We start from the raw sequence: 25,092 nt of genomic DNA on the forward strand, positions 1-25,092 counted from the left end.
AAAACAGACTAGGCGGGATCAAGCCAGCCAGCGCTTTCGGCGCCGGTAGAATTTGTTGTCCCGGAAGCTCTTGCGTTCGCCGCTGGCAATACCCAGGTAGAACTCCTTGACGTCTTCGTTGCTGGCGAGTTCGGCCGCGTCTCCGTCCATCATGACGCGCCCGTTTTCCAGGATGTACCCATAATCGGCGTAGCGCAGTGCAATATTGGTGTTTTGCTCGGCCAACAGAAAACTCACGCGTTCTCGTTGATTCAGGTCCCGCACGATTTCGAAGATTTCTTCGACGATCTGCGGAGCCAGGCCCATGGAGGGTTCGTCGAGCAGGATCATGTTGGGGTCGGCCATCAATGCACGGCCGATCGCCGTCATTTGCTGTTCGCCGCCCGAGGTATAGCCCGCCTGACTGGCGCGGCGCTGCTTCAGGCGTGGAAAATACTGATATACCCGATCCAGTGCCGCCGCCATGTCGCCGCGGTTCAGATCACGGGTATAAGCGCCCGTCAGCAGGTTTTCTTCGATCGTCAGGTGAGCAAAGCAATGCCGGCCTTCCATGACCTGTACGACGCCCCGCCGCACGAGTTCGGACGGTGATAGCCTCTCAATACGCTGGCCCCGATACTGAATCGTGCCCTTGGTCACGTCGCCGCGCTCGCCTTTGAGCAGGTTGGACACGGCGCGCAGGGTGGTTGTTTTGCCTGCGCCGTTGGCGCCCAGCAGCGCGACGATGCGGCCCTCGGGCACTTGCAGCGACACGCCCTTGAGCACCAGGATGACGTGGTTGTAAATGACTTCGATACCGTTGACGTCCAGCAGTAACTGGGGGGCGTCTGTCGCGGTGGGCGAAGCCGGGGCGGTGTGGGCGGCGTGTGGAGCAGTCATGAGGGTTCCTGCGAGGTAGCCGCCCGCGCACCCGGCGCGAGCGGCTGGTTTACATCAGCCTTCGCACTTGCGAGGCGTGATGTTCTTCTCTTTGGCGTATTTGGCCGCGGCCTCTTCCACCAACGGCCTGGTTACCGACTTGTCGGATTGATACCAGTCGGAGACCACCTTGAACGCCTTGCCATCCCATTGCACGATGCGCGCCCAATCGTCACCCATGTGGTTTTCGCACGAGGTCTTCACAGGGCGCATGATGTCGCCAAAGCCGAGTTCGTTCAGGCGTTCCTGAGTGAGATTCAGGTTTTCAAAACCCCAGCGCACTTGTTCCGGCGTCATGTGCTTGCCCTTGCCGAACTTTTCTTGCGCAGCACGGATGGCTTCGACCTGGAGCATCGAAATCATCATGCCTCGGGTATGTGCGATGGTGCCCAGCGTGTTGCTGCCGGACGAGTCGGAACCTTGTCCTTTGTCGTACACGTACGTCTTCAGGTCGTCGTAGACCTTGCCGCGGGCTGCGCTGTTGTGGATCGTGATGGCGTTGTAGCCCTTGGCCACGTTGCCCAGGTCCTTGACGTCGCCCTCCGAGCCTGCCCACCAGATGGCGTACATTTTGTCGCGCGGAAAACCCGTACCCTGGGCTTCACGAATCGCGGTCGGCGTCATGATCCCGGCGCTCCAGAGCAGCACGTAATTGGGGCGCGACTGACGAATTTGCAGCCATGTCGATTTCTGTTCGACGCCCGGTGCCGTAACGGGGTAGAGCAAAAGCTCGAATCCTTCCTTGGCGGCACGCTTTTGCAGCAAAGCGATTGGTTCTTTGCCATAGGGCGAGTCGTGGTAGACCAGCGCGATCTTCTTGCCCTTGAGTTTGTCCAGGCCGCCTTCTTTTTTGGCGATGTCCTGGATCATGACGTCGGCCGCTGTCCAGTATGTGCCGAGCAACGGGAAGTTCCATTCGAACACCTTGCCGTCGACTGACTGGGATAGCCCGTAGCCCATGGTTTCGACGGGCACTTTGTCCACGACGGCCTTGTCGGTCACGGCGAAGGTAATACCTGTCGATTGGGTGTCAAAGCCCGATGCGCCGCCGCCCTTGGCTTTCAGGCGCTCGTAGCATTCCACGCCGCGATCGGTCGCGTAGGCGGTTTCGCATTCCTCGTAGGTGATTTTGACGCCATTGACGCCGCCATCGCGCGCGTTGACGAGTTTCAGGTAGTCCAGCTTGCCGTCGGCCCAGGGTATGCCCAGCGGCGCAAACGAGCCGGTGCGATACACCAAGAGCGGAACGAATTGCTCTTCGGCCGCCAGCGCTGGCGCGGCGGCTGATAGGGCGCCAGCGGCGGCCAGGCAGGCCGCTGCCCACTTCAGGTTAAGACGCTTCATCTCCATTTACCTCCTGCTTGGTGTGGTTCACACCAGGATTGGCCCGGTCTGAGGCCGGGTAGTCAAAGAGGTTGTCGTGCAGTGCATGGCACGGCAACCGGGAACAGATGCACCGTCAGTGCGGGAAAGGCCAAATTCGCAGTTTCTCTTTCGCAATGCCCCACAGGCGCGCCAGCCCGTGGGGCTCCGCAATGAGGAAGAACACAATCAGCGCGCCGAACACCATGTGCTCGATGTGTGCCGCGGTATCTACCGACAACGAGAGTCCGAGGATATGCGGCACGTTGGTCAGGGCCACGGGGACCAGCACGATAAAGGCAGCGCCAAAGAAGCTGCCTACGATGGAGCCGAGCCCGCCAATGATCACCATGAATAACAGCTGGAACGAGCGCGCCAGATCGAACGCCAGGGGCTCCCACGAACCCAGATGGATGTAGCCCCACAATGCGCCAGCGACACCCACGATGAAGGAGCTGACGGCAAAGGCTGTGAGCTTGGCGTACATGGGGCGTATGCCGATCACGGCGGCAGCCACGTCCATGTCGCGGATGGCCATCCATTGGCGGCCGATGGCGCCACGCACCAGGTTTTTAGCCAGCAGGGCAAAGACCACCACGAAGCACAACACGAGCACATAGCGTTGTACTGACGTCTGTATCGGCATGCCGAATACGCTCAGTGGTGGCACCGATACGCTGCCTGACGACGAATAATTCGTGAAAAACGGAATGCGCAAGAACGCCCAGTCGACAAAGAACTGCGCGGCGAGTGTGGCGACGGCCAGATACAGGCCGCGTATCCGTAAACTGGGGATGCCAAACAACACGCCCACCAGCGTGGCAAAGCAACCCCCTAGCAAAATCTGTATGACCAGCGGCATGCCGGGAAAGCGGACACCGAAGTTCCAGGCCGCATAGGCACCGACGGCCATAAAGGCGCCTGTGCCGAGCGAGATCTGGCCGCAATACCCCACCAGGATGTTCAGGCCAACCGCGGCCAGTGACAAAATCAGAAAGGGAATCAGAATGGCGCGCAGCATATAGTCGCTGGCCAGTAATGGCACGGCGACGAACGCGACCGCCAGCAGCAGCACGACAAAGATGCGGTCCTGGCGGATCGGGAAGATCTGCTGGTCGGCGCGATAGCCGGTCTTGAATTGGCCGTTTTCGCGATAGAACATAGTGTTTCCCTTAGACCCGATCGATGATTTTTTCGCCGAACAGCCCTTGTGGGCGGAACAGCAGGAACACGAGCGCCAACACGTAGGCGAACCAGATTTCGATACCACCGCCCACAAGTGAGCCCAAATAGACTTCGGACAGTTTTTCGCCGACGCCGATGATGAGGCCCCCCAGAATGGCGCCAGGCACTGAGGTCAGTCCGCCCAGAATCACGACCGGCAGGGCGCGCAATGCCGCGGTCGACAAGGTGAACTGCACGCCGAACTTGGATCCCCAGATAATGCCGGCGACGAGGGCGACCAGGCCGGCGACGCTCCAGACGATGATCCAGATGCGATTCAGGGGAATACCGATGGATTGCGCGGCCTGATGGTCATCCGCGACGGCGCGCAGCGCTCGGCCGGTGCTGGTGTACTGGAAAAAAATGGCCAGTGTTGCGACCAGCAGGGCGGCCACGACGGCGGCCGTCAGATCTTCCAGGTTGATCAGGATGCCACCCTCGAATACCGAGTCGAGGATAAAAGCAGGGTCTTTCGGCATGCCGACATCGATGCTGTAGACGGAGCTCCCAAAAGCAATCTGGCCCAGTCCATCCAGGAAATAGCTGATGCCCAGCGTGGCCATTAATAACGTCGTGGCTTCTTGGTTGACCAGGTGGCGCAGAACGTAGCGTTCGATGACGATGGCCAGCACGAACATCAAAATGGCGCTGATGATGAAGGCCAGGACATTGGCAAGCAACAGGTTTTCAAATCCCAGCCATGCCGGTATCCATTCCGAGAAGCGCGCCATCGACAGGGCGGCGACCAGCACCATCGCACCCTGTGCGAAGTTAAAGACGCCCGACGCCTTGAAAATCAGAACAAAGCCCAGGCCGATCAGCGCATACATCATGCCGCTCATCAGTCCGCCGAACAAGGTTTCTAGAAAAAATCCCATGTCTCTTTCGCCTTGGTTCTAGTGCGATACGCCCAGGTAGGCCTGGATGACGGCTTCGTTGGCACGCACCTCATCGGGCTTGCCGTCGCCGATTTTTTTTCCGTAATCCAGGACCACGACCCGGTCCGAGATGTCCATCACAACGCCCATGTCATGCTCGATCAGCACGATAGTGGTGCCGAATTCGTCATTGACGTCCAGAATAAAGCGGCTCATGTCCTGCTTTTCTTCGATATTCATCCCTGCCATCGGCTCATCCAGCAACAGTAGGCGCGGCTCCATGGCCAGGGCTCGGCCCAGGTCGACGCGCTTTTGCAAGCCATAAGGCAGACGGCCCACTGGCGTTTTGCGATAGGCCTGAATCTCGAGAAAATCGATGATGTTCTCGACAAACTCGCGGTGACGAATTTCCTCGCGCTCGGCGGGACCCCAACGAAATGCCTGGGCGAGCAGGCCCGTTGTCATGCGCAGGTTTCGGCCGGTCATGATGTTGTCCAGCACGCTCATACCCTTGAACAGGGCCAGATTCTGAAAAGTGCGCGCGATGCCCATTTCGGCCGCTCGGCGCGGGTTCATCCGCGTGTAGCGCGTGCCCTCGAATTCGATGCCGCCCTGTTGCGGGGTGTACACGCCGTTGATGACATTCAGCATCGAGCTCTTTCCCGCGCCGTTGGGCCCGATGATGGCGCGCACTTCGTGCTCACGGACATTGAAGGAAATATCGGTGAGCGCCTTTACCCCTCCAAAAGACAGGGAAATGTTCTGCAGGTCGAGCATGACCTTGCCAATGCGCTGGTCGCGATTTGTGTGGCTCATAATCTACGCGGCCCGGGCAGCGATGGGGGGAAAGGTTTTGACGGTGCGAATTTTTAAATCCGCCGCGATCTTGCCGCTGCGGCCATCTTCGAACTTCACTTCCGTCTCGATGTATTGCGAGTCTTTCCCGGCGAACAGCGCTTCGACCAAGACCCCGTATTTCTGTGAAATAAAAGCACGTCGAACTTTGCGCGTACGGGTCAGTTCGTCGTCGTCGGGGTCGAGTTCTTTATGCAGAATCAGAAAACGGCCGATCTGCGAGGCGGCCAGCTTGGGGTCGCTGGCGAGATCGGCATTCGTTTGCTCGATACACTCCGCCACCAGTTGATAGACCTCGTCCCTGCCTGCCAGATCGGTATAGCCCGCGTAAGGCAGGCCACGTCGTTCGGCCCAGTTGCCCACGGCCTCGAGGTCGATATTCACAAAGGCGCAAACGTGATCCCGATCCGCGCCAAAGGCCACGGCCTCTTTGATGTGGGGAAAGAACTTGAGCTTGTTTTCCAGGTACTTTGGCGCGAACAGGCTGCCATCGGCGAGCTTGCCGACATCTTTGGCGCGGTCGATGATTTTCAATTGACCATCGGTATCCAGATAGCCTGCATCACCGGTTCGATACCAACCATCGGCATCACGCGCCTCGGCCGTTGCATCAGGGTTGCGGTAGTACTCTTTGAACAAACCCGGACTCTTGATCAGAATTTCACCGTTCTCGGCAACGCGAATTTCGACGCCGCTGACGGGCGGTCCGACGGTATCGTCACGGACTTGGCCATCGGGTTGTACGCACACGAAAACCGAGGTTTCGGTCGAACCATATAGCTGTTTTAAGTTGATGCCGATGGAGCGATAGAACACAAACAGATCCGGGCCGATCGCTTCGCCCGCGGTGTAGGCGACGCGTACGCGGCTCATCCCCAGCGCATTGCGTAGCGGTGCGTAGATGAGCGCGTTGCCCACTGCATAGCACAGGCGATCCCAGAGGCCGACTGACTCGCCATCCAGAATGCGTACACCCACGCGACGGGCCAGTTTCATGCAGGTCTGGAACAGGCTGCGTTTGATGCGGCCCGCGTCTTCCATGCGGATCATGACGTGCGTGAGCAGCGCCTCCAGCACGCGTGGCGGCGCGAAGTAATACGTCGGGCCGATATCGCGCATGTCGATCGACACGGTTTCGGGAGACTCGGGGTGATTCACCGTAAAGCCGCTGACCAGCAACTGCGTATACGAGAACATGTTTTGGCCGATCCAGGCGGGCGGCAGGTAGGCCAGCACGTCCTCCTGGTCGGTCAGCTTTTCCAGTTCGGCGACGGCGCGCGCACGGTCAATCAGGGCATGATGCGTTAACACGACGCCTTTGGGTTTGCCCGTCGTGCCGGACGTATAAAACATGGCGGCCGCATCATCGGGCTGCACCGCGGCGACGGAGGCCTCGAAAAAATCGGGGTTCTGGTCGGCGTGCTCCTGGCCGATCATTTCCAGTTGGTCGAACGAGCGCAGCATGGGATCGGCGTAATGCCGCAGACCGCGTGGATCGTCATAGACCACGTGTGCGAGATCCGGACATTGCACGCGCACGTCCAGCATCTTGTCGACCTGCTCTTGGTCCTCGACGACTGCGACGGTGACGCTGGCATCTTGCAAGACATAGACCATTTCCTGGGCGACAGCGTCTTGATAGAGCGGCACGGGAATGGCGCCCAGTGCCTGGGCTGCCATCATGGCAATATAGAGACGCGGCCGGTTTTCGCCGATGACCGCAACGTGCATTCCTGGCCGGATCCCCAACGTCGCCAAGCCATGCGCGGCCAGACGGACCTCGCGAGCGACGTCGCTCCAGGTCAGGGTTTGCCAGATGCCCAGGTCTTTCTCGCGTATGGCGGGCCGCGACCCGCGTACGTTGGCATGCTGCAGGAGCAGGCCAGGAAAGGTGCTGGGTGCGGTCGACGTTTTGCCGTCGGCTGCGGGCTGTGAATGCACCACGTTGTCTCCTCCGGTTTGGGAGCCGCTGGTCCGGAGATCAAGCTGGCGGCTTGAACTCCGGGGCGACTCTTGACCAGTTCATTTTCGATGTACGGCAACAGTAAGGTATAAGCTTGGTGAGTTGCCAACTGTCACGATCACGACATTCCAAGAATATTTAGGGTATTCCCGATGCAATTAGCCGATTCCCTCCAGCTTGCCGCCGCCTGGTTTCGTGTTTTGACCGACGAGCAACGATCGCGAGTCGAACGGGATATCGCGGTGCAGTCTGTGCAGGCTGGTTCGATAGTAGAGCGCAAAGGGGAATTTGCACAGGTTTGGATCGGCGTGTTGGCGGGTCTGGTGAAGGTGTCGGTCGGCAATGCTGACGGTAAGGTTGCGTCGTTGACTGGTGTGCCGGCCGGCGGCTGGATTGGCGAGGGGTCGCTGCTTAAGCGTGAAATTCGCAAATACGATGTGGTGGCGTTACGCGACTCGGTCATCGCGCGCATGCCGGCCGCGACGTTTGAATGGCTGCTGGATACGAGTATTCCGTTCAATCGTTATTTACTGCATCAATTGAACGAACGGGTGGCTCAGTTCATCGGCAAGGCGGAGTACGACCGTTTATTGGATCCCGACGCACGGGTGGCGCGTTGCCTCGCGGAGTTGTTCAATCCCTTGTTGTATCCCGGAATGGGGATGCGGTTGACCATCACGCAAGAAGAGGTCGGTTATTTGGCCCGTGTCTCGCGCCAGCGCGCCAATCAGGCACTGGGCAAACTGGAGGAAGCCGGGTTGCTGCGAGTGGAGTACGGGGCGGTGCGGGTCCTGGACCTGGATGGGCTCAAGCGCTATGGCGCGGACGCCGTGAGCGGCATCGGTGCGGCATAGATTCCGATGGATGAGGCAATGCCGCTGGGCGTATGACGGGATGAGGGGCGTGGCGCTCAGGCCAAGCCATCGAGTGCCAACCGTATGGCCAGTGTGGCCATGATCAGCGCAATCGCGCCATCCAGGATGCGCCAAGCCCTGGGATTCAGAAAGTACGGCGCAAACAGGCGCGACCCTGCGCCCAACACGAGGAGCCACAGCACGCTGGCGGTCACCGCACCCGCGGCAAAGGCCAGACGCTCGTCGTCAAAACTGTGTGCCAGCGAGCCGAGCACCATGATGTCCAGCCAGAAATGCGGATTCAATAGCGTAAAGCCCGCCGCGGCCAGCAGGGCGCCGGTGCGCGAGGGGACGGCGTGCTGAGCGGCGTGCAGGCCGCCTTGTGTCCGAATGGCGCGCCGCGCCGATTGCAAGGCGTACCAGGCCAGGAAGACCACGCCGAACCACAGAATGACATGCGTTAGCCACGGAAACCAGCTCACCACTGCTTGCAGGCCCCACACGCTGGAGAAAATAAAAATGCCATCCAGCAGGGCGCAGATCGCCAGAATGCTGAATAAGTGGGCACGTACCAACCCCTGCCGCAGAATAAATGCGCTTTGTGCGCCGACGACGGCGAACAGCCCTAGCCCGGTGGCTGTGCCACTGGCCCAGGCAGTCAGGGCAGCAGAGGAGGAGGCGAACGTGAACATCTCGGGGATCCACAAAATAGCGCCGCAGCGACGCGCTTCGGCCAGAGAGCGTATTTTGGCTTGGGTGTAATATGAAATAAAGCTAATTTTCTTTAAGTGAATTAAGTTTTTCTAATGTAAAGAGTCATGAAAATTGATCACGGCAATCTGCGTGCCTTGGCCGCCGTGGTGCGCGAGGGCAGTTTCGAGCGTGCGGCCGCAGCGTTGAATGTGACGCCGTCGGCCGTGTCACAACGCGTCAAGCTGCTGGAGGCCCGGATGGGCCGCCTGCTTGTGCAGCGCACGGTGCCTGCGATGGCCACCGCCGACGGGCAAGTATTGGTGCAGTTGGCGGATCAAACGGCGCTGCTGGAGCATGACGCGTTAGATCGTTTGGGCCTAGAGGGTGACACGCTGCCGCAGATCAGCCTGACCGTGGCGGTCAATCACGATAGCCTGGAAACCTGGTTTATGAATGCGGCCCGGCATTTTGCCGCGCGCAGCCGGGCCACGCTGGATCTGCGATCCGAGGACCAGGACCATACGGCGGCCTTGTTGCGCAACGGCTCGGTGTTGGGCGCCGTGACCGCATTGGCGGATCCGGTTCAAGGGTGCCGTATTCATGCCCTGGGCAGTATGCGTTATGTGGCGACGTGTACGCCCGAGTTTCATGCACGGTATTTTGCGGCGGGGGTCAGTGCGCGGACACTGGCGGCGGCGCCAGTGCTGGTGTTTAACCGTAAAGATGCCATGCAGCACCGATTTGCACGCAAGGTCATGGGGGACGTCCCCTGGCAGCCGCCTGTGTGGTGGCTGCCGTCGTCACGGGCGTTTGTGCAGGCGACGCGGGACGGGCTGGGGTGGACGATGAATCCGCTGCCGTTGATTCAGCATGCGTTGGATGCCGGGCATTTGATTCCGCTGCGTGCACGCGCGACGGAGGATGTCCCGTTGTATTGGCAGCACTGGCGGGTAAACTCTCAGGCCATGGAGGCTTTGACTCAGTCGGTCTTGGCCGCGGCTGCCGATGGTGGTTTGATTCGGCGGCGTTAACCCGTCAGTGCTTTCGTTGGGACTGGCAGCTTTACGGAGACGTTCCTATGCAATTTCGTCAATGGGCACTGGTTGCCGCTCTGAGCCTGTGCGCGGCCCCCGCAGTGTGGGCGCACGATTACAAGGTCGGGCAGATTGAGGTCGACGACCTTTGGGTGCGGGCGTCTGCGCCGGGACAGTCTAATGGCGCGGGCTATATGGAGATCGATAACGATGCCACGGCGCCGGATCGTCTACTGTCGGTAACCTCTGATGCCGCCGAGCGCATTGAGTTGCATACGGTGCAAACCGACAATGGCGTGGCACGGATGCGGCACCTGCCCGAGGGGGTGCCAGTGCCGGCGGGGGGCGATGTCGCGTTGAAGCCGGGCGGCTATCACGTCATGTTCATGAAACTGAAGCAACCCTTTGCCGAGGGGGCCGAGGTGCCCGCGACGCTGAAATTCGAGAAGGCTGGCGAGGTGGCGGTGAAGTTCGAGGTCAAGCCTATCGGGCATCACTCCGGGGCGAGCCATGAGTCGCACATGAAGCACTAACGTCGTCCGGTATTCGTCGGGCGGCAGGCCCGCCGGACAGGCAGGGTGACGCGTTATTGCGGGTACTGCCTCGCACCAAAAATGGCGCTGCCGATGCGGACTTCGGTAGCGCCTTCTTCGATGGCGATTTCGAAGTCGCCACTCATCCCCATGGATAATCTGTCGAGCCGTACGCCATCGATGGCCAGGGTTTTTAGGTGATCGTGTAGTTCGCGCAGGGCACGAAAGCACGCACGCACGGCTTGGGTGTCGTCGGATTGCACCGCCATGGTCATCAAGCCCTGGATGTGCAGGGCGGGGCAGTCGCGGGCGAGTGTGCGCAGAAAGTCGGCTGCGCTTTCGGGCGGCAAGCCATATTTGCTGGGCTCTGGCGAGGTTTTGATTTGCACGAGGACGTCGATTTCCCGGCCCTCGGTTTCCAGGCGGCGTTGTAGGGCGTGCGCGAGTTCGAGGCGGTCAAGTGACTGGACTTCGGCGACATCGCGTGCAGCGTCTTTGGCTTTGTTGGTCTGTAGATGGCCGATCATGACCCACTGGAGATTCAGTTCTGCCAGGTCGCCGGTTTTTTGACGGATTTCCTGTGTTTTGTTTTCGCCGAAGCGGGTGAAACCCAAGGCAGTGGCTTCGCGTATGGCGTCGGGCCCGAAGGTTTTGCTGACGGGCAATAACGTGACGCTGCCGGCGGGCCGGCCGGCCCGGGTGCAGGCGGCATCCATGCGTTCGCGAAGTTGCGCGATGCGGGCCGCCATGTTGTCGTCGAGGCTCATGATGACTGTGAGATTCGGTGCAAAGACGTCATGATAGTCGCGGTGGGTGACGTGTGGTGCTGTTGTGCTGTGGCGGCGGGGTAGTTCTGTTGACGCCCGTGCTTCCCGTTCATAGCCCCCGCTGACCAGATCGCCACGGCTCGGCCCAACCAGGGGCCTCGGCCTCGCTGCGCGAGGCTGCCCGTGGCTCAAACTGGCCAGCGGGGGCTATGAACGGGAAGCACGGGCTGCATCGTACTTGACCTCGGTGCGTTGCTCGTTTTCTCGCTTCGCGCTGCTTGCTGTGTATAGGCGGTTGTTGAGTCACTGTTCTTTACCGGATCATCGCTTTCGGCGGTAGAGGAGGGAGATTTTGGCGAAGGCGATTTGTAGTTCGCGGGTGCCGCCCTGGAAGACGACGGGGCGGCCGCGTTGGGTGAAAACGACGAGGCGTTTGGAAAAGAGCAGAGGGATGAACTTGGCGAAGTGGATGTCTTGCCAGGCGACTTCGCGTCGTGTGATCCAGGTTTGACGCAGGCCGGTTTCGTCGATGGTGGTGACGGATTTTTGCATGTGCCAGGAGACGAGCAGCAATCCGAGAAAGCACAGGATGACGATGAAGGCGAGGACGTTGCTGACGTGGTCGGGTGGCAGGCGGATGGCGGAGAGGAGGATTTGTACGCCAATGATGGCGAGGATGATCCAGGCGAGGATGCGTACCCAATCGGGCCAGGCTTGGCCTGAGAGCGGGAGAGGGCCGATTTCGCGCAGGAGGGCTTCGCGTTCGTCGAGGGAGGGGGGATCGAGCAGGGCCATGAGGGGTCAGGCGGCGCGTTTGGCGGCGACGGCGTTGCCGGCCCGACTGCCGCTTTTGCGACTGAGGTTGGCGGACATCCATTGGCCGATGTCGACGACGGCGTCGAAGTCTGTGCCGGTGTCGATGTCGAGGCCGCGCAGCATGTAGAGAACGTCTTCGGTGGCGACGTTGCCAGTGGCGCCTTTGGCGTAGGGGCAGCCACCGAGGCCCGCGACGGAGGTGTGGAAGATACTGATGCCGGCCTCTAGGGAGGCAAGGATGTTGGCCAGGGCTTGTCCGTAGGTATCATGGAAGTGGCCGGCGATGCGGGCGGGGTCGACGACCTGGGTGACGGCGTTCATGACGGCGCGCACGCGTTGCGGGGTGCCGACGCCGATGGTGTCGGCGACATCGATTTCGTCGCAGCCGAGTGCGAGGTAGCGACGGGCGACGTCGACGACGGCGTCGACGGGGACTTCGCCTTGGTAGGGGCAGCCGAGAGCGCAACTGATGCTGCCGCGGATGCGGATGCCTGCGGCGCGGGCGGCTTGGGCGACAGGTTCAAAGCGGGCGATGGATTCGGCGATGGAGCAGTTGATGTTTTTTTGGGAAAAGGCTTCGCTGGCGGCGCCAAAGATGACGATCTCGTCGGCTTTGGCGGCGATGGCGCCCTCGAGGCCTTTCATGTTGGGGGTCAGTACGGAGTAGATGACGCCGGGTTTGCGTTGGATGCGTGACATGACGTCGGCGGCGTCGGCCATTTGTGGCACCCATTTGGGTGAGACGAATGAGGTGGCTTCGATATTGGGAAAGCCGGCGGCAGTCAGGCGATCGATGAGTTCGACTTTGATGTCGGTGCTGATCTGCTCTTTTTCGTTTTGCAGGCCATCGCGAGGAGAAACTTCGACGATTTTGGCGCGAGAGGGCAGTGTCATGATGGTTCCTGTGAGAGGCGGGCGCACGGGGGTGACGCCATGCCTGCGATCAATGCTTGTAGTTAATCATAATCGTACTTGGTTACGCATTGCGGCGACGTGTTTGATTCCTGAGGGATACGAGTCGTGGCCCGTCAGGATTTCAGGCGCTGAAAACGTCCGCCATCGAGTCGGGTGATGTGGCCGGCCAGTTCGAGATCAAGCAGTTGGGCGGTCAAGGTGGGGATGTCCAGCCCGGTGCGTGCCTGGAGGAGGTCCGGGTGCACGGGGTCGTAGCCGAGAGCTTGCAATAGCGGGGTATCGGGCGGGCTCAGGCGCGTTTCGCCTGGCGCGGTGCTGGATTTTGCGGCGTTTGCGGTGGCTGGCTTGGACGCCGCCCGCGAGGTGACTGGGTGTATTTCGCCGAGTTCGTCGGTGATGTCCTGGGCGGTTTCGACGAGCTTGGCGCCCTGGCGGATGAGGGCGTGGCAACCGCGCGAGAGGGGGGAGTGAATGGAGCCCGGGATGGCGAAGACTTCGCGGCCGTTTTCGCCGGCGAGCCGGGCGGTGATGAGTGAGCCGCTTTGGCGGGCGGCTTCGACGACGAGTACGCCACGCGCTAAACCGGCAACGAGGCGGTTGCGGCGGGGGAAATGAAAGGGCTTGGCACCTGTGCCCAGCGGCAGTTCGGAGACAAGGGCGCCGTGTTCGGCGATGCGGTGAGCCAGCTCACGATGGCTGGCGGGGTAGACGCGGTCGATGCCCGTGCCCATGATGGCGACGGTGCCGGCGCCGTCGGGACCGGCGAGCAGGGCGCCTTCGTGGGCTGCGGCGTCGATGCCATGGGCGAGGCCGCTGATGACGCACCAGCCGTGGCTGGCCAGATATTGAGAAAAGGCCTTGGCGTTTTCACACCCGCCGGGCGTGGCGCTCCGTGAGCCGACCATAGCCAGTGCGGGATGTCCTAACCGCGCAGCGTCACCGTTGATATAGAGCAGCAAAGGCGGATCGGCGATAGTAAGCAAGCTTTGAGGATAGTCAGCGTCGGCCAGAGTCACGATGTGCCTGCCCGGTTCTGAGACCCATTCCAGGGTGCGGTCGATTTGGGTCTGAATCTCTGCAGAGGCGCCGGTTGCCAGCTGGATAGCCAACTGTTGCGGTACATAGCGTGCCAGGGCCGCAGCGCTCAAGGCATAGATTTGTTCGGGTAGCCCAACCGCCGACAGCAGCGGGTAGTGTGTAGAGGGAGTGAGGCCGGGCTCTAGCGACAAGCGCAGCCAGGCGGAGAGTTCAGCGGCGGAATGGGTGAGCGGCATGGCTAGTAAATAAGGCCGCCAACGGGCGGTAGTGCGTTAGTGTCGCATGGCCCAGACCGGACATTGCTGCACGGAGAGACGAAAATGGCTCGCTATACCCATTTCGTCCCCCGTTACGCGTTACGCATCCGTTACGGCACAGCGTGGGGATCAGCAAGACGGGCGACCTGCTTCAGGTATGCCGTCCAGGCAAAGCCATTGAGGCCGGCGCTCAGGCCAGTGAAGCATCTGCGGTGGCGGGAAGCCCGGGTCTTCAAGGCAGCCTACGGACAGGGAAATCGCATCCTTGAGCGCCTCGGCAGTCATGAAGACGACTGACCCGCAATCAGCGCAAAAATGCTGTTCCAGCCATCCTCCGGATGGCCCGATTCTGCGCCAGGATTTCGTCTCTCCCGTTTGGCTGGAGACCGCTGCCTGCGGGTAAATCGCGCGGTACGAGAAAGCTGTTCCGGTGCAACGCTGGCATTCGATGCAAGAGCAAGCATAGACTCGCCGGGGCTCACCGGTACAGACGAGTTTTACTTTTCGGCAGGAGCACGTAGCCGTGCGTATTGAACTATGCATTCGTCTTCTCCACGATGCGTCCTGCGCCGAGGACGTAAACTTTTTGTTTCATTAAGTCCCTCCACGGCCGGTAGCCGCTTGAAATTTTCTATTTGGGCGCGCGGTACGAAGATATAAGATCACCCGGAGTTACGGAAGTACATACCTCGGGGTAAGCGTCCAAAACTGTCAGGGGGCCGATATATGAGAAGCAAGGAGCCAGATGATTGCGGGTTTGCTACGGCACTGCAGGCGATCGGCGGAAAATGGAAAACATCGCTGCTGTGGACCCTGCATCTGCGTGAGCATCGCTTTGCCGAATTACGCCGTTTGTTGCCTGGCATCAGCGAGAAAGTTCTCGCTCAGCAGTTGCGGCAGATGGAGGCCGACGGCTTGGTCCATCGACATGATTATGACGAAGTGCCCCCACGGGTCGAATACTCGATCACACCCCTCGGGCTAAGCCTGAACGATGCCGTAACGGCAATGTCGGCATGGGGAAAACAGCACGAAAGCCGGAAAGCGAGCCAGGAGGCTCCGGTTTAACCAGTTTGCCGAGACTCAGCGTGCTGCCTCAATATGCGGTGTATGTCCGCTGTGGCGCGTTATAGCACTATTAGTCGAAAACTATTAGAAATCAAATGTCTAATGAATTATTATTAATGAGTTGCTGACTAATCAGCCCAATTATCCTTGTTTGCCATGGCTTTACTTCCTATTCTTCATTACCCCGATCCGCGCTTGCACAAAAAGGCCAAGCCGGTTGCGGTGGTGGACGACCGCATCCGGAAGTTAGTGCGGGATATGGCCGATACCATGTATGACGCGCCAGGCGTCGGGTTGGCGGCAACGCAGGTCGATGTGCACGAGCGTGTCGTCGTTATAGACGTCTCAGAGGAAGGCAACGCGCTGCGCGTGCTGATCAACCCCGAAATTACCTGGAAAAGCGACGAGCGCCAGACCTACGAAGAAGGCTGTTTGTCGGTGCCCGGCATTTACGACGAAGTCGAGCGTGCCGCGCGCATTCGCTATCGGGCGCTGGATATCGACGGCAATTCCTACGAGGCCGAAGCCGAAGGGCTCTTGGCGGTGTGCGTGCAGCACGAGCTGGATCACTTGGACGGCAAGGTGTTCGTAGAATATTTGTCCAATCTGAAGCAAACTCGTATCAAGACCAAGCTGAAAAAAGCCGAGCGCGAAGCGCTGCGTGCTTGATCTTCCTCTCTGATTCTTGCCTGGTGCGTGCTCGCGTGCCTCACTGACCCTATGCGCCTGGTTTTTGCTGGTACTCCGGAATTTGCTCGCGTCGCACTGGACGCTTTGTTGGCCGCCGGGCACGAGATCCCGTTGGTGATGACGCAACCTGACCGGCCGGCTGGCCGCGGGTTGAAGTTGACGCCCAGCCCAGTCAAACAGGCGGCCCTGTCCGCCGGCATTCCCGTGGCCCAGCCGCGCAGTCTGCGCCTGGATGGTCGATATCCCGATGAGGCCGCGCAGGCGCGCGCGCAACTGGAGCAGGCGGCTCCCGAGGTCATGGTGGTCGCTGCCTACGGCCTGATTTTGCCGGCTTGGACGCTGGCGTTGCCCACGCGCGGGTGTCTGAATATCCACGCCAGCCTTTTGCCGCGCTGGCGCGGTGCGGCGCCGATTCAGCGGGCCATCGAGGCCGGTGATACGGAGACGGGTGTCACCATCATGCAGATGGATGAGGGATTGGACACGGGCGATATGTTGCTTGAGCGCCGTGTGCCGATCGGCGATGCCGATAGTGCCGCGCAGTTGCATGATGCGTTGGCCATTGCGGGCAGCGAGGCCATTGTGCAGTCGCTGCAAGCATTACAGGCGGGTGGTCTGACCGCGCAGCCGCAGCCCGCCGAGGGCGTGACATACGCCGCCAAGCTGGACAAGGCCGAGGCCGCCCTGGATTGCACCCAGCCGGCCGTCTTGTTGGCCCGACGCGTGCGCGCATTTAATCCCGTGCCGGGGGCGACATTGCGTTTGCCGGGGTTGGACGGGCCGGTGAAAGTGTGGCGCGCGCAGGCGTTGGAGATGTCTACAGAACAGGCGCCAGGCACGCTTTTGGGTGTCACCGCCGAGGGGATCGATATCGCGACCGGTGCGGGTGTGCTGCGCTTGCTGGAGCTACAAAAAGCCGGCGGCAAACGTCAGCCCGTGGATGTGTTTGTGCGTGGCTGGCAGCCTGCGGCGTGAGCGAACTGCCGTTCAATACAGCGTCTTGTGTATCCGTTGCGGCAACTCTCGATCATAAGTCGTCCCGTCAAAGGTCCCCGCACTAAGATCGGCCAGGATGCGGCCCGCCGTCGGCAGATCCGCGCGATCAACCTGGCTGGCGGGATCCCAGAGCGCGGATCGTAAAATGGCCCGAGAGCATTGAAAGAATACGGTCTCGACGTGTACGACCAGCACCGACCGGGGGGGCTTGTCGTTCATCGGGAAACGCGCCAACAGGTTCGGGTCCGTACTGAGACTGGCACGGCCATTGACCCTGAGGGTCTCGCCCACACCCGGCACCAGAAACAACAAGCCCACGCGAGGGTCGGCGAGTATGTTGCGCAGACTGTCGATGCGGTTGTTGCCTCGTCGATCGGGGATCAGCAGGGTTTTGTCGTCGGCCACCGTGACAAAACCGCCAGGATCACCGCGCGGTGACGCATCCAGTCCATCGGGGCCAACGGTGGCCAGGATGACAAAGGACGACGCTTCGATAAAGGCGCGGTAGTGCGGATGTACGTAATCCACTTCTTTGATGATCGACGCATCGCTGGGTTGGCCATACAAGGCCTGCAGAGCGTCCGGATCGGTAATGCGGTAGGCGTCGTTAAGGTCCATGGTCAGTCTTGAGTCAGTGTGGTGGGCAGGTCAGCGACGGTCAGGATGAGATGGTCGGGTTTGTGCTCGCGCAGGGCATCGGCATGGTTATATCCCCAGGCGACGGTGGCGACATGTACGCCGGCCTTGCGGGCCGCATCAATGTCGCGCATTTCGTCGCCGATCAATATACAGCGCTGCGGCGCGACCGAGTGTCGTGCCAACAGGCGCTTGAGCTTGGCGGATTTGCCAAACATGTCGGTGCCGCATTCAAAATCATCAAACCATTGTTCGGCCTGCGGTCCCAGCACCCGTTGTACGTTGGCTTTCGAATTGGAGCTCAGGACGGTCATGCGCAGGTTTTTGCCCCGCAACTGTGTCAGGGCCCGGGCGATGCCGTCGAATAGCTGCACATTGGGGGCACCGTCGTGCATCATCCGGCGCACGTGTGTCATGATGGCGGGAAGCTTCCAGAGAGGTACGCCCAGAAATTTCAGGATCTCGGGGGCGTTGCGGTAACGCAGTTCGGCCCGCTCGGCGGCACTGGTTTTACGAAATCCGTACTTATCGGCGACTTCGTTCAGAACGGATTCAAACCAGGGATAGGTATTGGCCAGGGTACCGTCGAAATCAAAAGCCAGGAGATCGTATTTCAAGCCGTGCCACCCGTTGGATGCACCGGATCGGCACGGCGGATCCAGTGGATCACCGGTGCCAGGGCCTCGATGGGGGGCGCAGCCTGAACCACATGTTGCGGATCCGTCCAGGGGTAGGGCAGTGCCGTCAGCCAGGCAAAGACTGAGGGGGCCGCATCGGCCGGCAGGGTCAACATGGTTTCAATGGTGATGGTCAGGCGGTTGGCCAAATGAGGCTCGGCCTGGAACGCCCAATCGTACCGACCGCAGCCCACGCGCACGTGTCCCGTGGCTTTCTCCGTCATGCCTACAAACCAATCGCAGGCGTATTCATCCAGGGCGACGTCGTCGCCAGGATGCGCCAGGTAAAACGTAAATACGTTCTCGTAAGTCTGCCCAAACGTACGCACCAGGGCCTCGGTAATCGCTTCTACGCCATGCGCTTCGGGTGGGAACGCGATCGCCTGGGTGCGCAGCGTCATCTTCAGCGTCGCGTCGGTGGTGAACGCCCGTGCCATATACAGGGGGCGGTTCTCGTCCTTGGCGTGGAGGTAGTTTCGCATCAAGGATGCGGTGCTGACGGGATGAGCGGATGAGGTCGGCATGGCGAGTACGCAGTGAGCAGATGAGTTCGATATCAATGCTCGCCCGGGCTTATCCATTTGGACACGGTGGGCGGCGTGTAGGCAGCATAGCGATCCAGCAAAGCGGCCGGCTCGTTTTCGACGATGAGCATGGCGCGGTGTTCGGCGCGGATGAATGATGCTTGCGTCGCGTGGTCTAGAAAACCCGCCAGTTGGTCGTAGTAACCGGCAATGTTGAGCAAGCCGCAGGGCTTTTGATGCATGCCCAGTTGCGCCCACGTCCAGGTTTCGAAGATTTCTTCGAGGGTGCCGGCACCGCCTGGCAGGGCGATGAAGCCGTCTGAACGTTCGGCCATGAGCGTCTTGCGCTCGTGCATGGATGACACCACGTGCAGTTCGGTCAATGCGTGGTGGCCGATTTCTTTGAGCATCAGGTGTTCGGGGATGATACCGACGACGCGCCCGCCCGCCGAAAGTACGGCATCGGCGATGGCACCCATGATGCCCACGCTGGCGCCACCGTAGACCAGCCCGATATCGCGGTTGACCAGCTCACGCGCTAATTCGCGCGCCCCCTCAATGTAATCGGGGCTGTTGCCGGTGTTGGAGCCGCAGTAAACGCAAAGATTTTTGATAGTCATAATCACCAAAAAGCGGGCACCCCTGATGAGGGGCATCAGGGGAATAGTTTACGCAAGTTGGCGATTTACGCTTGGCGGGCCCTCGGTGGGTGTCGGACCTTAGATAAGATCGCCGTGCAAGTCGTATTCGTCGGCATCCGTCACGCGCACGCGCACCATGTCGCCGACGCGGATTTTTCGGTCGGCGCTGACATAGACGTTGCCGTCGATTTCGGGGGCATCGGCGCTGGATCGCCCAATCGCGCCGTCCTCGGCGAGTTCGTCGATCAGCACGTCAATCTCGCGCCCGATACGGGTTTGCAGTCGCGCGGCCGAGATGGCCTGCTGATGTGCCATGAAGCGATCCCAGCGGTCTTGTTTTATCTCGTCAGCAACGGGATTGGGCAATGCGTTGGCAGGCGCGCCGTCAACAGGGGAATATTGGAAACAGCCGACGCGATCGAGCTGGGCTTCGCTCATCCAGTCGAGCAAATATTGGAAGTCTTCTTCGGTTTCGCCCGGGAAACCCACGATGAACGTGGAGCGCAGCGTCAGGTCGGGACATTCCTCGCGCCAGCGCTTGATCCGAGCCAGCGTCTTGTCTTCGAACGCAGGGCGCTTCATGGCCTTGAGTACACGCGGACTGGCGTGCTGGAACGGGATATCCAGGTACGGCAGAACCTTGCCTTGCGTCATGAGCGGGATGATTTCGTCGACGTGTGGATAAGGATAGACATAGTGCAAGCGCGTCCAGATACCCAGGTCGGACAACGCCGTACAGAGCTCGGTCATGCGGGTTTTGACGGGGCGGCCGTTCCAGAATCCACTGCGGTATTTGATATCCACGCCGTAGGCACTGGTGTCTTGAGAGATGACCAGCAGTTCTTTTACGCCGGCTTTGACCAGGCGCTCGGCCTCGTTCAGCACATCGCCCACGGGGCGGCTGACCAGATCGCCGCGCATAGAGGGGATGATGCAGAAGCTGCAGCGGTGATTACAGCCCTCGGAAATCTTGAGGTAGGCGTAGTGGCGCGGCGTGAGCTTGATCCCTTGGGGCGGGACCAGATCGAGGTAAGGGTTGTGGTTGGTGTTGGGAGGCGCGGCCTGATGGACGGCGCGCACGACCTCTTCGTATTGCTGCGGGCCGGTCACGGCCAGGACGCTGGGATGCACGTCACGGATGACGGATTCCTCGACGCCCATACAGCCCGTGACAATCACTTTGCCGTTTTCGGCGATGGCTTCGCCGATGGCCTCCAATGACTCGGCCTTGGCACTGTCGATGAACCCACAGGTGTTGACGACGACGACATCTGCATCCTGGTATTCGGGCGTGACTTGGTAGCCCTCGGTACGTAGTTGAGTCAGGATGCGTTCCGAATCGACCAGGGCTTTCGGACAGCCCAGGCTGACAAAACCCACACGCGGGACGTGGTCTTTAGTGTCGGGTGAATTCAAAGGGGTATTCATGCGGGATTCCGTGTGGGGCGCGGGCCGGGGAAGAGGTGGGAGCGCCCAAAGGGGTAAAGCCAATCGCTAATTTTACCGTGTCGCCCGTTTTTTGCGCCCTGTAACGCTGCCGGGTGGTGTAACGCCGTCGTAGCGGGGCGCTGCTTATGTTGCCGTGCGGGGCCGTATAGGCAAGGATTTGCCGCGGAGCACCTCTTCTTTTCGTCCGAAAAACATCTCAATGTTGTCATCATTGGGGGTTTGTCGTTGCGTCAAGCATTCAATCGGCTTGTGCTGCAGGAGTCAGTCTGTGCAGCGCATTTCTTATGGATAGGAGAGCGGCAAAATGCAAGGAATGAATTTGAGTCAGTTGGTCATGGAGAAGGTTTCCCAGATCAAGGGGCAAGTCAGCAACGACGGTATCCAGTTTCCGGGCAGTACTTCCATAGGGCGCGGGTTTCCCGATGGGTCGTGGTGCCCCGGTCATCGCAACCGGCCACTTCGCATGGTCGCTTACGACGACATGGTGCCTGCCGACTGACTGCTGGCTGGCCTACACGGCGCGCATCCTTGGGTGCGCTGTTTTTCGGTCTGGCCGGGGAGCACTACGGAAATGATTTCTCAGGCACCGCTCGATATTCAGATAGAGAATGTGCTGGCCTTGATTCACAAGGCAGGCCTTGAGATAGGAGCAATACAGAATGCTCAGGCGCTATCGAATTACTACCGCAAGGCATTAGAGGGATTACAAGGCAGAAAAAGCAAAGGCGCGTTTCAGAGGGCAAACATGGTGTTTGGCCATGACGATGCGATGGCGTTCAGTCGCCTGCTGTCCGATGATGCCTTGACGTCACTGGATGATAAAGGTCAGGCCGATGTCATCTGTCGGGAACAAGATCCTCTCGCGCAACAGAAGGCCGCTCTCCTGAGAGCGGCGGTGGCGTGCTTGGGCGCTCTGTCGCCAGAGCACAAGAGCCTCTTCGATTTTCTGATCACCGATATATTTCTGATGCCATCCAGGCAGGCCAGTGGTGGCAGTACGTCCTGCGCCATTGGTGTGATCTGGGCGAATCCCAAGCTTACCTATCGGATACCGGATGTGGTGGAGTTTCTGGTGCACGAGCTCACGCATCACGCGATGTTCATTGATGAGCACCGACACGGTCACTATGACTACAGCGTCATATTGCGCCCCGAGACTTGGGCCCAATCCGCTCTCTTGAGAGCGCCCCGTCCCCTGGATAAAGTGATTCACAGCATCGTCGTCGCTGTCGAGATCGTGATGTTTCGTGAAAAGTACCTGGGGCATCCGGCGACGCCCCTCGTCCATCCTCCGACATCGCGCATTCTGCCGCAGATTGCGGCCTCGCTCGCCGCTGCCAGCCAGGTCATTGATGCGCTGGAGAGAAACGGTGAAACCCCGATCTCGCCGCGAGTGAACGCGTTGCTGCGCGGCGCTCGTGACGTCGTGGAGTCAGACAGCTTCGCCGAGTATCGAGCCGCTCCAAAGGATTGTCGATGAGAGGCCTATCCGTTCGTTTCTTACCGTGGGTGTTTGCGAGTCCCGCGGCCGTTGTTACGTTGGCGTTGGTGATCGTGCATCAATCCATCATCGCGTCATCGGCGTATTTTCTGACACAAACGATCAGCAGCTACCAGGCGGGACGAGAGATCGCGGGCTATCTTGTTTTGTATTTTCTGTCGATGACGATCCCGTTTATTCCGGGGTGTTTGTCGTTTGTGACGACGCGCCAATGGATCAATGCCGTGCATCGAAAGTTCGCGTTGGCCATGACGTCGACGGTTTACGGCAATATCGACGAATACCGGTCGGCAGAGCGCAAATCGGCCTTTGAGTCCGCGATCTCAAGAAATTCATTCGACGTGATTGCGTCTTACGTCATGTTGTCTCATGACTTTGTCAGTCTGGCGCTCAATAGCGTACTGAGTCTGGTTGTGATCGGCTTTATCTTGCCAACCGAGATCGTATGGGGTTATGGGGTCAGCCTGATGCTCAGCGCGGCAATGGTGTGGGCGTTGTCCAAAGCGGTGAAAAAGCTGTCTGTCGAGACGGAAACACAATATTCCCATTACGGAAATACCCTGGGAAAGGCCTGGGACAATGCGGTGCTCGGAAACGCCTATAACTATCGTTTGTGGCTGGAGGAGTTCGGTGGCAATGGGGGCGCCTATTATTCGTCGTCCCTGAGGCTGACGGCATACAAGCAGTTTGGCAACATTGCGATAGCCATGGCGTCGCTGATTCCGACGGCATATTTGGTGTATCGCCTGCTCGTTCAGGCACAGATCGAGGCCGCGATCATTGCGGCGATCATCGTCAATCTGACGCGGATATTTCATATTCTGAATTCGATGAGTGCGTTGGTGTACGAGCTCGTTGAATGGGCCTCGGCCTCTGCCCGGCTGCAGTATCTTTCCGCCTTTGTAAAGCCTGCGGTGGCAGGCGCGTTGCCGCAAACACCATCGGGCAAAGTGACCGTCAACGGAGACCCGGTCACTGACTATCAAGCGTTGCAGGATGTGCTGCAGCATCGCCGTGCCGGCAGGATGACGATACGGGGTGAGAACGGCTCGGGCAAATCCACGCTTTTGTTGTCGATCAAGCAGGCTTTTCCCGATCAGGCGCATCTACTGCCGGCTGGCAACCCTCAACTTTGTTGGCGTAGCGGGCAGGGCAATGTGTCAACGGGGCAGCGCGCTTGTGCAATCATTGACGAAATCCTGCAACAAGGCACGAATATTCGGTATCTGTTGCTGGATGAGTGGGACGCGAACCTGGATCGGGACAATCGGACACGGATTGATGGGGTGCTGGATGGGCTGAGCAAAGAAAAGGTCGTGATTGAGGTCAGACATTAAGGCGTGGGGGGCCCGTCAGCGGCTACCATAGCGCAATTGCATTGTTGTTGATGATTCCATGGTTTCCCGTCCTGCCCCTATAGATAGTCCCGAGTCGCAGCCAGCCCGGCCGGCTTTGTCGGCCGTGATGTTGGCCGCCGCCGGCGCGGTACGCGCCGTGATGGAGGGGCGTTCGCTGACTGACGCCCTGGCCGCCGTGCCCCCTGCGCTGCGGCCGGCCACGCAGGCGGTATCGTTTCACGCCATGCGTCAGTTGGGGTGGGCCAGCGCAATAGGAAGCGGGCTGGTACAGCGGTCGCCCGGCACTGAATTCGATGCGTTGTTGAACGTGGCGCTGTCGCTCCTGAAGGCGCCATTGCCGGACAGCGCGTCCGAGGCAGCGCCCGTGGCGTTGCCCGGCATGCCGGTATATGCCCCGCATACGGTGGTTAATCAGGCGGTCACGGCGGCGGCGGGCCAGCGTAGTTTGATGACATACAAGGGGCTGTTGAACGCGTGTTTGCGTCGCTTTTTACGTGAACGCGATGCGATCGAGGCCGCGGTCGCCGACTTGGCCGAGGCACGCTGGAATCACCCCCGTTGGTGGGTGAGTCAGTTGCGCGAGGCGTATCCGAACGATTGGCAGGATATTTTGCGATCGGCGAATATTCCGGCGCCGCTGACGTTGCGCGTGAATGCGCGGCGCGCGAGCCGGGATCAGGTGCGCGACGCTTTGCAAGCAGTGGGCATCGCCGCCGAGCCGGTCGGTGAGGTGGGTCTGGTCCTGGCAGAGGCCCGGCCTGTCACACAGTTACCCGGGTTTGCCGAGGGTTGGTGGTCGGTACAAGACGCCGCCGCGCAACAAGCGGCGGCCCTGCTCGCGGTGCGCGACGGTGAGCGGGTGCTCGATGCGTGTGCGGCACCGGGCGGTAAAACGGCGCATCTGCTGGAAATGGCAGACGTTGAGTTGCTGGCACTGGACTCGGATAACAAGCGCCTGGCGCGCGTCGGCCAGAATCTGGATCGCTTGGGGTTGAATTCGGCGCGCGTGGCGCTCAAAGCAGCGGATGCGACGGATCTCGACGCCTGGTGGGATGGCAGGCCCTTTGATGCGGTGTTGGCCGATGTGCCGTGTACGGCCTCGGGCATTGTCCGCCGCCATCCGGACATCCGCTGGCTGCGTCGGGCGCCAGACGTGGCGCGTACGGCCGCGCTGCAGGCCCGTATCGCCGATGCACTGTGGCGTACCGTCGCACCCGGCGGGCGCTTACTGTACGTTACATGTTCGGTGTTTCCTGCCGAGGGCGCGCAGCAGGCGCAGTCTTTTGCCCAGCGTCACGCCGATGCCCAGCGCCTGGAGGCACCGGGTCAAATGCTGCCTGTTGCGGTCAATGCAACACTGCAGGCCCAGCACGACGGCTTTTTCTATGCGTTGTTTGCCAAGAGGTTCTGAATCGCCAAGAATAGTCAAGGATGCGATCAGGTTA

27 protein-coding genes are annotated in these 25,092 nt (G+C 60.1%); 10 read left to right on the forward strand and 17 right to left on the reverse strand.

Annotated elements, in window-relative coordinates:
- Nucleotides 1–18 precede the first annotated feature (18 nt).
- The 6 genes from ACYVDM_RS03020 to ACYVDM_RS03045 form a co-directional block, all read right to left on the reverse strand.
- Nucleotides 19–879 carry an ABC transporter ATP-binding protein gene (locus ACYVDM_RS03020; protein ID WP_415790955.1) on the reverse strand — a complete coding sequence of 287 codons (861 nt, stop codon included), beginning with the start codon at nt 877–879 and terminating at the stop codon, nt 19–21.
- A 54-nt stretch (nt 880–933) separates the two neighbouring features.
- Nucleotides 934–2,268, reverse strand: a complete 1,335-nt coding sequence (locus ACYVDM_RS03025; RefSeq protein ID WP_415790953.1) for an ABC transporter substrate-binding protein — start codon at nt 2,266–2,268, stop codon at nt 934–936.
- A gap of 109 nt (nt 2,269–2,377) precedes the next feature.
- Nucleotides 2,378–3,442 carry a branched-chain amino acid ABC transporter permease gene (locus ACYVDM_RS03030; protein WP_415790951.1) on the reverse strand — a complete coding sequence of 355 codons (1,065 nt, stop codon included), beginning with the start codon at nt 3,440–3,442 and terminating at the stop codon, nt 2,378–2,380.
- Between the two features lie 10 nt (nt 3,443–3,452).
- Complete coding sequence (locus ACYVDM_RS03035) at nt 3,453–4,382, reverse strand: branched-chain amino acid ABC transporter permease (RefSeq protein ID WP_415790949.1); 930 nt, start codon at nt 4,380–4,382, stop codon at nt 3,453–3,455.
- 18 nt (nt 4,383–4,400) lie between these two features.
- Nucleotides 4,401–5,198: an ABC transporter ATP-binding protein gene (locus tag ACYVDM_RS03040; RefSeq protein WP_415790947.1), complete on the reverse strand. Its 798-nt coding sequence runs from the start codon at nt 5,196–5,198 to the stop codon at nt 4,401–4,403.
- A gap of 3 nt (nt 5,199–5,201) precedes the next feature.
- Entirely contained in the window at nt 5,202–7,181 is a 1,980-nt protein-coding gene (locus tag ACYVDM_RS03045; RefSeq protein ID WP_415790945.1) for an AMP-dependent synthetase/ligase, read from the reverse strand.
- 171 nt (nt 7,182–7,352) lie between these two features.
- Here ACYVDM_RS03045 and ACYVDM_RS03050 point away from each other — a divergent pair, with 171 nt between their 5' ends.
- Nucleotides 7,353–8,054: a Crp/Fnr family transcriptional regulator gene (locus ACYVDM_RS03050; protein ID WP_415790943.1), complete on the forward strand. Its 702-nt coding sequence runs from the start codon at nt 7,353–7,355 to the stop codon at nt 8,052–8,054.
- Nucleotides 8,055–8,110: 56 nt separating this feature from the next.
- On the opposite strand, the gene ACYVDM_RS03055 is transcribed toward ACYVDM_RS03050, so the two are convergent.
- Nucleotides 8,111–8,746, reverse strand: coding sequence for a LysE/ArgO family amino acid transporter (locus ACYVDM_RS03055; RefSeq protein WP_415790941.1), 636 nt, complete (start codon nt 8,744–8,746; stop codon nt 8,111–8,113).
- Between the two features lie 126 nt (nt 8,747–8,872).
- Here ACYVDM_RS03055 and ACYVDM_RS03060 point away from each other — a divergent pair, with 126 nt between their 5' ends.
- Nucleotides 8,873–9,778: a LysR family transcriptional regulator ArgP gene (locus ACYVDM_RS03060; RefSeq protein ID WP_415790939.1), complete on the forward strand. Its 906-nt coding sequence runs from the start codon at nt 8,873–8,875 to the stop codon at nt 9,776–9,778.
- Nucleotides 9,779–9,825: 47 nt separating this feature from the next.
- The gene (locus tag ACYVDM_RS03065; RefSeq protein WP_415790937.1) at nt 9,826–10,314 is read left to right on the forward strand and encodes a copper chaperone PCu(A)C; all 489 of its coding nucleotides are present in this window, start codon (nt 9,826–9,828) and stop codon (nt 10,312–10,314) included.
- Nucleotides 10,315–10,367: 53 nt separating this feature from the next.
- Here the strand turns inward: ACYVDM_RS03065 and ACYVDM_RS03070 are convergent, their stop codons facing one another.
- From ACYVDM_RS03070 to ACYVDM_RS03090, 5 genes are all read right to left on the reverse strand, one after another.
- Nucleotides 10,368–11,081, reverse strand: coding sequence for a YggS family pyridoxal phosphate-dependent enzyme (locus ACYVDM_RS03070; protein WP_415791444.1), 714 nt, complete (start codon nt 11,079–11,081; stop codon nt 10,368–10,370).
- Between the two features lie 321 nt (nt 11,082–11,402).
- Nucleotides 11,403–11,876, reverse strand: a complete 474-nt coding sequence (locus ACYVDM_RS03075) for a hypothetical protein (RefSeq protein ID WP_415793105.1) — start codon at nt 11,874–11,876, stop codon at nt 11,403–11,405.
- 6 nt (nt 11,877–11,882) lie between these two features.
- Nucleotides 11,883–12,791 (reverse strand): hydroxymethylglutaryl-CoA lyase, encoded by a 909-nt coding sequence (locus ACYVDM_RS03080; protein ID WP_415793104.1) that lies wholly within the window; start codon nt 12,789–12,791, stop codon nt 11,883–11,885.
- 134 nt (nt 12,792–12,925) lie between these two features.
- Nucleotides 12,926–14,086 (reverse strand): DNA-processing protein DprA, encoded by a 1,161-nt coding sequence (dprA, locus tag ACYVDM_RS03085; protein WP_415793103.1) that lies wholly within the window; start codon nt 14,084–14,086, stop codon nt 12,926–12,928.
- A 150-nt stretch (nt 14,087–14,236) separates the two neighbouring features.
- Complete coding sequence (locus tag ACYVDM_RS03090; protein ID WP_415793102.1) at nt 14,237–14,650, reverse strand: GFA family protein; 414 nt, start codon at nt 14,648–14,650, stop codon at nt 14,237–14,239.
- 183 nt (nt 14,651–14,833) lie between these two features.
- On the opposite strand from ACYVDM_RS03090, the gene ACYVDM_RS03095 reads away from it, so the two are divergent.
- The 3 genes from ACYVDM_RS03095 (at nt 14,834) to fmt (ending at nt 16,840) form a co-directional block, all read left to right on the forward strand.
- Nucleotides 14,834–15,175 carry a winged helix-turn-helix transcriptional regulator gene (locus ACYVDM_RS03095; protein ID WP_415793101.1) on the forward strand — a complete coding sequence of 114 codons (342 nt, stop codon included), beginning with the start codon at nt 14,834–14,836 and terminating at the stop codon, nt 15,173–15,175.
- 156 nt (nt 15,176–15,331) lie between these two features.
- Nucleotides 15,332–15,844: a peptide deformylase gene (gene def / locus ACYVDM_RS03100; protein ID WP_415793100.1), complete on the forward strand. Its 513-nt coding sequence runs from the start codon at nt 15,332–15,334 to the stop codon at nt 15,842–15,844.
- Nucleotides 15,845–15,895: 51 nt separating this feature from the next.
- Nucleotides 15,896–16,840: a methionyl-tRNA formyltransferase gene (fmt, locus tag ACYVDM_RS03105; protein WP_415793099.1), complete on the forward strand. Its 945-nt coding sequence runs from the start codon at nt 15,896–15,898 to the stop codon at nt 16,838–16,840.
- A 12-nt stretch (nt 16,841–16,852) separates the two neighbouring features.
- Here fmt and ACYVDM_RS03110 read toward each other — a convergent pair whose 3' ends face one another.
- The 5 genes from ACYVDM_RS03110 to rimO all read right to left on the reverse strand — a co-directional run bounded on the left by ACYVDM_RS03110 (nt 16,853) and on the right by rimO (nt 20,767).
- Nucleotides 16,853–17,479: a pyridoxamine 5'-phosphate oxidase family protein gene (locus tag ACYVDM_RS03110; protein ID WP_415793098.1), complete on the reverse strand. Its 627-nt coding sequence runs from the start codon at nt 17,477–17,479 to the stop codon at nt 16,853–16,855.
- A 2-nt stretch (nt 17,480–17,481) separates the two neighbouring features.
- A complete protein-coding gene (locus tag ACYVDM_RS03115) occupies nt 17,482–18,114 on the reverse strand; it encodes an HAD-IA family hydrolase (protein WP_415793097.1) in 633 nt (210 codons plus the stop codon).
- Entirely contained in the window at nt 18,111–18,698 is a 588-nt protein-coding gene (locus tag ACYVDM_RS03120) for a hypothetical protein (protein WP_415793096.1), read from the reverse strand. Before ACYVDM_RS03120 ends, ACYVDM_RS03115 begins: the two co-directional genes overlap by 4 nt.
- Nucleotides 18,699–18,730: 32 nt before the next feature.
- On the reverse strand, nt 18,731–19,318 hold the full coding sequence (locus ACYVDM_RS03125) for an LOG family protein (RefSeq protein WP_415793095.1): 588 nt from the start codon (nt 19,316–19,318) through the stop codon (nt 18,731–18,733).
- Nucleotides 19,319–19,417: 99 nt separating this feature from the next.
- A complete protein-coding gene (gene rimO / locus ACYVDM_RS03130; protein ID WP_415793094.1) occupies nt 19,418–20,767 on the reverse strand; it encodes a 30S ribosomal protein S12 methylthiotransferase RimO in 1,350 nt (449 codons plus the stop codon).
- A 325-nt stretch (nt 20,768–21,092) separates the two neighbouring features.
- Here rimO and ACYVDM_RS03135 point away from each other — a divergent pair, with 325 nt between their 5' ends.
- From ACYVDM_RS03135 to rsmB, 4 genes are all read left to right on the forward strand, one after another.
- Nucleotides 21,093–21,287 (forward strand): hypothetical protein, encoded by a 195-nt coding sequence (locus ACYVDM_RS03135; RefSeq protein ID WP_415793093.1) that lies wholly within the window; start codon nt 21,093–21,095, stop codon nt 21,285–21,287.
- 72 nt (nt 21,288–21,359) lie between these two features.
- On the forward strand, nt 21,360–22,268 hold the full coding sequence (locus ACYVDM_RS03140) for an aKG-HExxH-type peptide beta-hydroxylase (protein ID WP_415793092.1): 909 nt from the start codon (nt 21,360–21,362) through the stop codon (nt 22,266–22,268).
- The gene (locus tag ACYVDM_RS03145; protein WP_415793091.1) at nt 22,265–23,626 is read left to right on the forward strand and encodes an ATP-binding cassette domain-containing protein; all 1,362 of its coding nucleotides are present in this window, start codon (nt 22,265–22,267) and stop codon (nt 23,624–23,626) included. Before ACYVDM_RS03140 ends, ACYVDM_RS03145 begins: the two co-directional genes overlap by 4 nt.
- 58 nt (nt 23,627–23,684) lie before the next feature.
- Complete coding sequence (rsmB, locus tag ACYVDM_RS03150; RefSeq protein ID WP_415793090.1) at nt 23,685–25,058, forward strand: 16S rRNA (cytosine(967)-C(5))-methyltransferase RsmB; 1,374 nt, start codon at nt 23,685–23,687, stop codon at nt 25,056–25,058.
- The last annotated feature ends 34 nt before the right edge of the window (nt 25,059–25,092 follow it).

It is taken from the genome of Bordetella tumulicola, assembly GCF_054779135.1.

What these genes read in the sequence shown, in the direction of transcription:
- ACYVDM_RS03020 (WP_415790955.1), bottom strand. Translation starts at nt 879, where the DNA reads ATGACTGCTCCACACGCCGCCCACACCGCCCCGGCTTCGCCCACCGCG.
- ACYVDM_RS03025 (WP_415790953.1), bottom strand. Translation starts at nt 2,268, where the DNA reads ATGGAGATGAAGCGTCTTAACCTGAAGTGGGCAGCGGCCTGCCTGGCC.
- ACYVDM_RS03030 (WP_415790951.1), bottom strand. Translation starts at nt 3,442, where the DNA reads ATGTTCTATCGCGAAAACGGCCAATTCAAGACCGGCTATCGCGCCGAC.
- ACYVDM_RS03035 (WP_415790949.1), bottom strand. Translation starts at nt 4,382, where the DNA reads ATGGGATTTTTTCTAGAAACCTTGTTCGGCGGACTGATGAGCGGCATG.
- ACYVDM_RS03040 (WP_415790947.1), bottom strand. Translation starts at nt 5,198, where the DNA reads ATGAGCCACACAAATCGCGACCAGCGCATTGGCAAGGTCATGCTCGAC.
- ACYVDM_RS03050 (WP_415790943.1), top strand. Translation starts at nt 7,353, where the DNA reads ATGCAATTAGCCGATTCCCTCCAGCTTGCCGCCGCCTGGTTTCGTGTT.
- ACYVDM_RS03055 (WP_415790941.1), bottom strand. Translation starts at nt 8,746, where the DNA reads ATGTTCACGTTCGCCTCCTCCTCTGCTGCCCTGACTGCCTGGGCCAGT.
- ACYVDM_RS03060 (WP_415790939.1), top strand. Translation starts at nt 8,873, where the DNA reads ATGAAAATTGATCACGGCAATCTGCGTGCCTTGGCCGCCGTGGTGCGC.
- ACYVDM_RS03065 (WP_415790937.1), top strand. Translation starts at nt 9,826, where the DNA reads ATGCAATTTCGTCAATGGGCACTGGTTGCCGCTCTGAGCCTGTGCGCG.
- ACYVDM_RS03070 (WP_415791444.1), bottom strand. Translation starts at nt 11,081, where the DNA reads ATGAGCCTCGACGACAACATGGCGGCCCGCATCGCGCAACTTCGCGAA.
- ACYVDM_RS03075 (WP_415793105.1), bottom strand. Translation starts at nt 11,876, where the DNA reads ATGGCCCTGCTCGATCCCCCCTCCCTCGACGAACGCGAAGCCCTCCTG.
- ACYVDM_RS03080 (WP_415793104.1), bottom strand. Translation starts at nt 12,791, where the DNA reads ATGACACTGCCCTCTCGCGCCAAAATCGTCGAAGTTTCTCCTCGCGAT.
- dprA (WP_415793103.1), bottom strand. Translation starts at nt 14,086, where the DNA reads ATGCCGCTCACCCATTCCGCCGCTGAACTCTCCGCCTGGCTGCGCTTG.
- ACYVDM_RS03090 (WP_415793102.1), bottom strand. Translation starts at nt 14,650, where the DNA reads ATGCATAGTTCAATACGCACGGCTACGTGCTCCTGCCGAAAAGTAAAA.
- ACYVDM_RS03095 (WP_415793101.1), top strand. Translation starts at nt 14,834, where the DNA reads ATGAGAAGCAAGGAGCCAGATGATTGCGGGTTTGCTACGGCACTGCAG.
- def (WP_415793100.1), top strand. Translation starts at nt 15,332, where the DNA reads ATGGCTTTACTTCCTATTCTTCATTACCCCGATCCGCGCTTGCACAAA.
- fmt (WP_415793099.1), top strand. Translation starts at nt 15,896, where the DNA reads ATGCGCCTGGTTTTTGCTGGTACTCCGGAATTTGCTCGCGTCGCACTG.
- ACYVDM_RS03110 (WP_415793098.1), bottom strand. Translation starts at nt 17,479, where the DNA reads ATGGACCTTAACGACGCCTACCGCATTACCGATCCGGACGCTCTGCAG.
- ACYVDM_RS03120 (WP_415793096.1), bottom strand. Translation starts at nt 18,698, where the DNA reads ATGCCGACCTCATCCGCTCATCCCGTCAGCACCGCATCCTTGATGCGA.
- ACYVDM_RS03125 (WP_415793095.1), bottom strand. Translation starts at nt 19,318, where the DNA reads ATGACTATCAAAAATCTTTGCGTTTACTGCGGCTCCAACACCGGCAAC.
- rimO (WP_415793094.1), bottom strand. Translation starts at nt 20,767, where the DNA reads ATGAATACCCCTTTGAATTCACCCGACACTAAAGACCACGTCCCGCGT.
- ACYVDM_RS03135 (WP_415793093.1), top strand. Translation starts at nt 21,093, where the DNA reads ATGCAAGGAATGAATTTGAGTCAGTTGGTCATGGAGAAGGTTTCCCAG.
- ACYVDM_RS03140 (WP_415793092.1), top strand. Translation starts at nt 21,360, where the DNA reads ATGATTTCTCAGGCACCGCTCGATATTCAGATAGAGAATGTGCTGGCC.
- ACYVDM_RS03145 (WP_415793091.1), top strand. Translation starts at nt 22,265, where the DNA reads ATGAGAGGCCTATCCGTTCGTTTCTTACCGTGGGTGTTTGCGAGTCCC.
- rsmB (WP_415793090.1), top strand. Translation starts at nt 23,685, where the DNA reads ATGGTTTCCCGTCCTGCCCCTATAGATAGTCCCGAGTCGCAGCCAGCC.